This is a genomic window from Streptomyces sp. NPDC050619, assembly GCF_040654815.1.
GTDB lineage: Bacteria > Actinomycetota > Actinomycetes > Streptomycetales > Streptomycetaceae > Streptomyces.
This window is the reverse complement of record NZ_JBFAIR010000035.1, coordinates 112,543-121,408: the sequence shown is the minus strand read 5'-3', so window position 1 is coordinate 121,408 and position 8,866 is coordinate 112,543. Positions and strand designations below refer to the sequence as shown.

Below are 8,866 nucleotides of genomic sequence, written 5' to 3'. Positions count from 1 at the left end.
CTCAGACCAGGTTCACCGCGCGAGCGGAGGTCGCCCCGATCTCCGCCTCGACCTCGGTCAGCACCCCGGCGGGCACCGTGTCGTCGACGGTCAGGACCGCCAGCGCCTCGCCACCGGCGATCGCCCGCGACACCTGCATGCCGGCGATGTTGATGCCGGCCTCGCCGAAGATACGGCCCACCGTGCCCACGACGCCGGGACGGTCCTCGTACTTGAGGACGATCATGTGGTCGGCGAGCGCGAGGTCGACGTCGTACTCCCCGACCGCGACGATCTTCTGAAGGTTCTTCGGGCCCGCCAGCGTGCCGGAGACCGAGACCTCCTCGCCGCTGCTGAGCGTGCCGCGCACGGTGACGACGTTGCGGTGCTCGGCCGACTCCGAGCTGGTGGTCAGCCGCACCTCGACGCCGCGCTCCTGGGCGAACAGCGGGGCGTTGACGTACGACACCGTCTCGTCGACGACGTCCTCGAAGACACCCTTGAGGGCGCTGAGCTCCAGCACCTTCACATCGTGCTGGGTGATCTCGCCGTACACCTCGACATCGAGGCGGACCGCGACCTCGCCCGCGAGGGCGGTGAAGATACGGCCGAGGCGCTCGGCGAGCGGCAGGCCCGGCTTGACGTCCTCGGCGATGACCCCGCCCTGGACGTTCACCGCGTCCGGGACCAGCTCGCCGGCGAGGGCCAGGCGCACCGACTTGGCGACGGCGATACCGGCCTTCTCCTGCGCCTCGTCGGTGGACGCGCCGAGGTGCGGGGTGGACACGACCTGGTCGAACTCGAACAGCGGGGAGTCCGTGCAGGGCTCCTTCGTGTACACGTCGAGGCCGGCACCGGCGACCCGGCCCTCCTTGAGCGCCGAGTACAGCGCCTCCTCGTCGACGATCCCACCGCGCGCGGCGTTGACGATGCGCACGCTCGGCTTGACCTTGCGCAGCGCCTCGTCGCCGATCAGCCCGACCGTCTCGGGGGTCTTGGGCAGGTGGACGGTGATGAAGTCGGAGGCTTCGAGCAGCTCGTCCAGCGACAGCACCTTCACGCCCATCTGCGCGGCGCGCGCGGGCTGCACGTAGGGGTCGTAGGCGACGACTTTCATGCCGAACGCGGACATGCGCTGCGCGACCAGGGCACCGATCCGGCCCAGGCCCACCACACCGAGGGTCTTCTCGGCGAGCTCCACGCCGGTGTACTTGCTCCGCTTCCACTCGCCGTTCTTCAGAGCGGCGTTGGCCTGCGGAATGTTGCGCGCGGTGGCGAGCAGGAGACCGCAGGCCAGCTCGGCGGCGGTCACGATGTTCGAGGTGGGCGCGTTGACGACCATGACGCCGGCCTTGGTGGCCGCGGCGACGTCGACGTTGTCCAGGCCGACGCCGGCGCGCGCGACGACCTTCAGTTTGCGTGCCGCGGCGATGGCCTCGGCGTCGACCTTGGTGGCGGAACGGATCAGGATCGCGTCCACGTCGGCGATGGCGGGGAGCAGTTCGGCCCGGTCCCCTCCGTTGCAGTGCCGGATCTCGAAGTCCGGCCCGAGCGCGTCGACGGTGGCCGGCGACAGCTCTTCAGCGATGAGTACGACTGGTTTCGAGCTCACGTGAGTCCTCACAAGTCCAAGCGGACGGCCGTCCCGACGGCCGCAGGCGGTGGAGGGGGTGGTGGCCGCGTGGAAGACGCACGACGCTGTGGGCCTGACGCGTATGTAGTACGGCAGTGTAGTGGCGCGACGAGGGTCGTCCGACGCCCCCGCGGAAGGATCACCCGGACGAGCAACCCCCTCTTCAGCCCCTCCGGCCGTCGAGGAACGGGGTCCGGGTCAAGCCCCGCGGCGGCGCCCCCGGCTCAAGGCCGCCGCCGCGGTCACACTCACGCGTCGTCGTCGTTCACCCACGACATCAGCTTGCGCAGGTCCTTGCCGGTGGTCTCCAGCAGCGACTCGGCGTCCTGCTTCTTGTACTCGTTGTACTTCTTCAGACCGCCGTGGTACTCGGCCATCCACTCACGAGCGAACGTACCGTCCTGGATCTCGGCCAGAACCTTCTTCATCTCGGCCTTCGTGGCGTCCGTGATGATCCGCGGACCGGTGACGTAGTCGCCCCACTCCGCGGTCTCGGACACCGACCAGCGCATCTTGTCCAGGCCGCCCTCGTACATGAGGTCGACGATCAGCTTCAGCTCGTGCAGGCACTCGAAGTACGCGATCTCCGGCTGGTAGCCGGCCTCGGTCAGCGTCTCGAAACCGGCCTTGACCAGCGCCGCCGTACCACCACAGAGGACGACCTGCTCACCGAACAGGTCGGTCTCGGTCTCCTCGGTGAAGGTCGTCTTGATGACGCCGGCGCGGGTGCCGCCGATGCCCTTGGCGTACGACAGGGCCAGCGCGAACGCGTTGCCGGTGGCGTCCTGCTCGACGGCGGCGATACACGGAACGCCGCGGCCCTCCTCGTACTGCCGGCGCACCAGGTGGCCCGGGCCCTTCGGCGCGACCATGCACACGTCGATGCCGGCCGGGGGCTTGATCAAGTCGAAGCGGATGTTCAGGCCGTGGCCGAAGAACAGCGCGTCGCCGTCCTTGAGGTTGTCCTTGATGGACTCCTCGTACACCTGGGCCTGGATCGGGTCCGGGACCAGGATCATGATGACGTCGCCCTCGGCGGCGGCCTCGGCGGGCGTCACGACGCGCAGGCCCTGCTCCTCGGCCTTCGCCTTGGACTTGGAGCCCTCGTGCAGACCGACCCGGACGTCGACACCCGAGTCGCGCAGCGACAGCGCGTGGGCGTGGCCCTGGCTGCCGTACCCGATGACCGCGACCTTGCGGCCCTGGATGATGGACAGGTCGGCATCGGCGTCGTAGAACAACTCGGCCACTTTGGGTTCTCTCCTTGTGTGCAGGTGTTGCGTCCCACCGTATGACGGACGGTGGGAGGGCAGTGTGGGGGTCTCGGTATACGGGCGGTCGGTGGTCGCCGACCGCCCGCTCCGTTTCTTAAGCCGACCGGTCCAGGGCGCGCAGCGACCGGTCCGTGATCGAGCGGGCACCCCGCCCGATCGCGATCGTGCCGGACTGGACCAGTTCCTTGATGCCGTACGGTTCCAGCATCTTCAGCATGGCCTCCAGCTTGTCGCTGGAGCCCGTGGCCTCGATGGTGACGGCCTCCGGGGAGACGTCGACGGTCTTGGCGCGGAACAGCTGGACGATCTCGACGATCTGGGAACGCGTCTCGTTGTCGGCGCGCACCTTCACCAGAACGAGCTCCCGCTGAACGGCCGAACCCGACTCCAGCTCGACGATCTTCAGCACGTTCACCAGCTTGTTGAGCTGCTTGGTGACCTGCTCGAGCGGCAGTGCCTCGATCACGTTCACCACGATGGTGATGCGGGAGATGTCGGGGTGCTCGGTGACACCGACGGCGAGCGAGTCGATGTTGAAACCGCGCCGGGAGAACAGGGCGGTGATCCGGGCGAGGACACCCGGCTTGTTCTCCACCAGGACGGAGAGCGTGTGCTTGGACATGTCTGCTTCCTTTACCTACGGCTCTCAGTCGTCTTCGTTGTCGCCGAAGTCGGGGCGGACGTCCCGGGCGGCCATGATCGTGTCGTTCGAGGTGCCGGCGGCGACCATCGGCCACACCATCGCGTCCTCGTGGACGATGAAGTCGACCACGACCGGGCGGTCGTTGATCGAGTTCGCCTCCTCGATGACCTTGTCGAGGTCGTCCGGGGACTCGCAGCGGATCGCGTAACAGCCCATGGCCTCCGACAGCTTCACGAAGTCGGGGACGCGGGTGCCGGCGCTCGGCTGCTTGCCGTCGGCCTCGGGGCCGGAGTGCAGCACGGTGTTGGAGTAGCGCTGGTTGTAGAAGAGGGTCTGCCACTGGCGGACCATCCCCAGGGCGCCGTTGTTGATGATGGCGACCTTGATCGGGATGTTGTTCAGGGCGCAGGTGGTGAGCTCCTGATTGGTCATCTGGAAGCAGCCGTCACCGTCGACCGCCCAGACGGTACGGTCCGGCTGACCGGCCTTGGCGCCCATCGCGGCCGGGACCGCGTAGCCCATCGTTCCGGCGCCGCCCGAGTTCAGCCAGGTGGCTGGCTTGTCGTACTCGATGTAGTGCGCGGCCCACATCTGGTGCTGGCCGACGCCCGCGGTGAAGATCGTGCCTTCGGGCGCGAGCTGCCCGATGCGCTCGATCACCATCTGCGGCGACAGCGAGCCGTCCTCCGGCTGGTCGTAACCCAGCGGGTACGTCTCGCGCCAGCGGTTGAGGTCCTTCCACCAGGCGCTGTAGTCGCCGGTGTTGCCCTCGCTGTGCTCCTTCTGCACCGCCTGGACCAGATCGGCGAGCACCTCACGGGCGTCCCCGACGATCGGCACGTCCGCGGCACGGTTCTTGCCGATCTCCGCCGGGTCGATGTCCGCGTGGACGATCTTCGCGTACGGGGCGAAGCTGTCCAGCTTGCCGGTGACGCGGTCGTCGAAGCGGGCTCCGAGGGCGACGATCAGGTCGGCCTTCTGCAGCGCGGTGACGGCGGTGACCGCACCGTGCATGCCCGGCATTCCCACGTGCAGCGGGTGGCTGTCGGGGAATGCGCCGAGCGCCATCAGGGTGGTGGTGACGGGCGCTCCGGTGAGTTCGGCGAGGACCTTCAGCTCGGCGGTGGCGTGTGCCTTGAGGACGCCGCCGCCGACGTACAGGACGGGCCGCTTCGCGGCGGTGATCAGCTTGGCCGCCTCGCGGATCTGCTTGGCGTGCGGCTTGGTCACCGGGCGGTAGCCGGGCAGGTCCATGACGGGCGGCCAGCTGAAGGTCGTCTGTGCCTGAAGGATGTCCTTGGGGATGTCGACCAGGACCGGGCCGGGGCGGCCGGTGGAGGCGATGTAGAACGCCTGCGCGATGGCGCGCGGGATGTCCTCGGCCTTGGTGACGAGGAAGCTGTGCTTGGTGATCGGCATGGTGATGCCGACGATGTCCGCCTCCTGGAAGGCGTCCGTGCCGATCGCCTTGGAGGCCACCTGCCCGGTGATCGCCACGAGCGGCACCGAGTCCATGTGGGCGTCCGCGATCGGTGTCACCAGGTTGGTCGCGCCGGGGCCGGACGTCGCCATGCAGACGCCGACCTTGCCGGTGGCCTGCGCGTAACCGGTGGCCGCGTGGCCGGCTCCCTGCTCGTGCCGGACCAGGACGTGGCGCACCTTGGTGGAGTCCATCAGCGGGTCGTAGGCCGGAAGGATCGTACCGCCGGGGATACCGAATACCGTCTCGGCGCCGACCTCCTCGAGAGAACGGATGAGGGACTGCGCGCCCGTGACGTTCTCGGGGGCGGACTGGTGTCCTCCGGATCGGGGCCGCGGCTGCGGGTGATGGGCCCCGGTGGCCTGCTCGGTCATCGGCATTCTCTTCTCGATGCTGAGGGTTTTTGCGAAGTTTGTGCGATATACGCTTGTTGTACGGCATGTGCCTGTGCAACAAAAAACCCCTCGTGCCGTGAGGCAAGCGAGGGGAGCGCGCCGGGAGCGGTCGCTGGGAGTTCCGGGTCCGTCCGGAGGTCACCAGCGTCAGCCGACGCGCTTTCCAAGTACGAGAATTCGGGTGCGCATGGAACTGACCCTCTCCCCGGGACGCACTTACTGTCAAGTGGGTGGGACGGGGGTCTCATTATGTGAGCGCAGGGCCGTCCCGCCTCCGAGGACGGCGGGCACACCACCGGTGTACACCCCCGCGCCGCCGCCCGCGAACGCGGGCTCCGCCGGTCCGTGGGGCACCGGATAGTGGCCGGAATTCAGCGCTCTGCGCAGCCGGTACTCGTCCAGCGGGCCGGAGAACGCCATGCCCTGGCCCTGTGTGCAGCCCATCGCGCGCAGCGCCACGACCTGCTCCGGCAGATCCACACCCTCGGCCACGGACCGCATCCCGAGATCGCCGGCGATGCGCAGCAGCCCACTGGTGATCTTGTGCAGCCGCGCGGACTCGACCACGCCCTCGACGAGACCGCGGTCGAGTTTCAGCACGTCGACGGGGAGCCTGCGCAGTGCCGTGAGGGCCGCGTATCCGCTCCCGAAGCCGTCCAGGGCGATCTGGACGCCGAGCCTGCGCAGTGCGCTCAGGCGACGCTCCAGCTCGTCCAGGGCTACCCGGGGGTCGGTGTCCGACAGCTCGATCACCAGCGCCCCGGACGGCAGGCCGTGCCGGGTCAGCAGGGTCTCGATCGAGCCGAGCGGCATCGAGCGGTCCAGCAGCCGGCGGGCGCTCATCCGGACCGCCACCGGCACGGACAGCCCGGTCGCGGCACGCTCGGCGGCCTGCTCAAGGGCCTCCTCGAGGATCCAGCGGCCCAGTTCCTGTGTCTTGTCGCTGTCCTCGGCCACCCGCAGGAACTCCGCCGGGGTGAACAGCACCCCTTGGGAGGAGCGCCAGCGCGCCTGGGCGGCGACCGAGGTGATCCGGCCGTCCTCCAGGCACACCACCGGCTGGTGCAGCAGGGTGAACTCGCCGTCGTGCAGAGCGGCCCGCAGGCGCGTGGCCAGCTCCGCCTTGCGGACGACGTCCTGCTGCATCTGGGGGGCGTACAGCTCGACGCGGCCCTTGCCGCCCGCCTTGGCGCGGTACATGGCGAGGTCGGCGTTGCGCAGCAGTTCGCCCGCGCCGAGGCCCGGCTCGGCGAAGGCGACGCCGATGGACGCGTTGACCCGGACATCGTTGCCGTCGATGAGGTACGGCTGCGAGAGCGTGGTCCTCAGGCGGTCGGCGAGTTCCAGTATGTGGCGTTCGCGGGCGGAGCGGTCGCGGGTGCCGTCCCCGACGATCAGGGCCGCGAACTCGTCGCCGCCGAGGCGGGATGCCGTGTCCCCGTGCCGGACGGCGTCCTGGAGTCTGCGGGCGGCCTGGACGAGCAGTTCGTCGCCCGCCTGGTGCCCGATCGTGTCGTTGACGGCCTTGAAGCCGTCGAGGTCGATGAAGAGAACGGCGGTGCCGCGCAGGGCGGGGCCGCGGTCGGTCGCGCGGCGGCCGGACAGTGCCTGCTGGACGCGCTTGGTGAACAGGGCCCGGTTGGGCAGGTCGGTCAGCGGGTCGTGCTCGGCGTTGTGCTGGAGCTGCGCCTGGAGGCGCACTCTTTCGGTCACGTCCCGGCTGTTGAAGATGAGGCCGCCGTGGTGGCGGTTGACGGTGGACTCCACGTTCAGCCAGCCTCCCTCGCCGGACCGGAAACGGCACTCGATGCGCGTGGTGGGTTCCTCGATGGGGCTGGCGGCGAGGAAGCGGCGCACCTCGTGCACCACGCAGCCCAGATCCTCCGGGTGGATGAGACCGGCCAGTTCCGTGCCGACGAGTTCCTCCGCGGGGCGTCCGTAGACCCCGGCGGCGGCCGGGGAGACATAGCGGAGGATGCCGTTGGGTGCGGCGATCATGATGACGTCGCTGGAGCCCTGCACCAGGGAGCGGAAGTGGTTCTCCTTCTGCGCCAGCTCCTGGGTGAGGGTGATGTTGTCGAGGAGCATGATGCCCTGGCGCACCACGAGGGCGAGCACGACGGTGCCGCCGGTGAGGAGCACCACGCGGTCCACGCTGCGGCCGTTGAGGACGTTGTAGAGGATCCCCAGGGTGCAGACGGCGGCGGCGAGATAGGGCGTAAGGGCGGCCAGGGAGCCGGCGATGGGCCGGGCGGCCGGGTACCGGCTGTGATCGCCTCCCGGGGCGGGCGGGTGGTGGTGCGGGCCGGTGCGCTGCCCGGGCAGGTGCTCGCGCACCACGCGCGTGTGCCCGGCCGGATGCTGCCGGCCGGCCTCCGCCGCGGACCGCGGGGCGGCCCAGGGGGCGTAGGCCAGCAGCAGCGAGCCGGCGAACCAGCCCGCGTCGAGCAACTGGCCCGAGCGGTAGGTGTGGTGCAGCAGCGGTGAGGTGAACAGCGCGTCGCACATCACGGTCAGGGCGAGCGCGCCGATCGCGGTGTTGACCGCCGTACGGTTCACCGCCGAGCGCCTGAAGTGCAGCGCGAGCACCATGCTGACCAGGGCGATGTCGAGCAGCGGGTACGCGAGCGACAGCGCGGTGTGCGCCACGCCCGGCCCCTCGGACTTGGCCGCCTGGGCGAGGGCGAGGCTCCAGGACAGCGTGAGCAGCGAGCCGCCGATCAGCCAGGCGTCCAGGCCGAGGCAGACCCAGCCCGCCTTCGTCACCGGCCGCTTGGCGAGCACGAGCAGTCCCACGATCGCGGGCGGGGCGAAGCACAGGAAGAACAGGTCGGCGTAGCTGGGGGTGGGCACGGGCCGCCCGAGGACGACCTCGTACCACCCCCAGACCAGGTTGCCCAGGGACGCCATCGCCGAGGAGAGGCCGAAGAGCAGCCAGGCCGGCCGGAAGCGGACGCCGCGGCCGCGGGCGTAGAGGAAACAGGACACGGCGGCGGCGCCCGCCGCGGCGCTCAGCCCGAAGTCACCCATGATCAGAGCGAGTTCGTGCGAGCCCCAGCCGAGCGCGGAGCCGACGGCGTAGCCCGCGCAGAGCAGGGCCAGGACAAGTTGGTGGACCAGGCTCGATCCGCTGCCCAGGGCCGGTGGGCGGGTCGGCGTCGCCCCCGGCGCGGGCTGTACCCGCGGCGCTGTGTCGAGTGTGGTCGTGGAAGACAAGGACGAACTCACCGGGCCCTCCCGGTCCGCGCCGCTCCGGGGTCCCGCGGATCCCGGAGCGCTGGGTGCGCATGCCTCCTGCGGCTGCTGTGCCGGCGGTGGTGATGGCTGTGGTGGTGCTGGCTCTGCCGGCTGCCGGGCCGGCCGTGCTGACCGGTGTGGCCGCCGTGGTGACCGCGTCTGCGTGCGGCCGTGTGCCAGGGTCGCCGCCGGCGGCTGTGCCGCGTCGGATCGTTCGTCCATAGG

Annotated in this window: 5 protein-coding genes; all 5 read right to left on the bottom strand. The window is 69.9% G+C overall.

The window, feature by feature from the left end:
• Position 1: 1 nt before the first annotated feature.
• The 5 genes from serA to AB0I77_RS41075 all read right to left on the bottom strand — a co-directional run bounded on the left by serA (position 2) and on the right by AB0I77_RS41075 (position 8,632).
• Positions 2–1,591 (bottom strand): phosphoglycerate dehydrogenase, encoded by a 1,590-nt coding sequence (gene serA / locus AB0I77_RS41095; protein ID WP_363287948.1) that lies wholly within the window; start codon positions 1,589–1,591, stop codon positions 2–4.
• Positions 1,592–1,860: 269 nt separating this feature from the next.
• On the bottom strand, positions 1,861–2,862 hold the full coding sequence (ilvC, locus tag AB0I77_RS41090) for a ketol-acid reductoisomerase (RefSeq protein WP_363287947.1): 1,002 nt from the start codon (positions 2,860–2,862) through the stop codon (positions 1,861–1,863).
• Positions 2,863–2,980: 118 nt separating this feature from the next.
• Complete coding sequence (ilvN, locus tag AB0I77_RS41085) at positions 2,981–3,508, bottom strand: acetolactate synthase small subunit (RefSeq protein ID WP_363287946.1); 528 nt, start codon at positions 3,506–3,508, stop codon at positions 2,981–2,983.
• A gap of 24 nt (positions 3,509–3,532) precedes the next feature.
• Positions 3,533–5,383, bottom strand: coding sequence for an acetolactate synthase large subunit (locus tag AB0I77_RS41080; protein WP_363287945.1), 1,851 nt, complete (start codon positions 5,381–5,383; stop codon positions 3,533–3,535).
• A gap of 243 nt (positions 5,384–5,626) precedes the next feature.
• A complete protein-coding gene (locus AB0I77_RS41075; protein WP_363287944.1) occupies positions 5,627–8,632 on the bottom strand; it encodes an EAL domain-containing protein in 3,006 nt (1,001 codons plus the stop codon).
• Positions 8,633–8,866: the final 234 nt, after the last annotated feature.

Coding starts and splice junctions, on each gene's coding strand:
- AB0I77_RS41080 (WP_363287945.1), bottom strand. CDS start 5,383: ATGACCGAGCAGGCCACCGGGGCCCATCACCCGCAGCCGCGGCCCCGA.
- ilvN (WP_363287946.1), bottom strand. CDS start 3,508: ATGTCCAAGCACACGCTCTCCGTCCTGGTGGAGAACAAGCCGGGTGTC.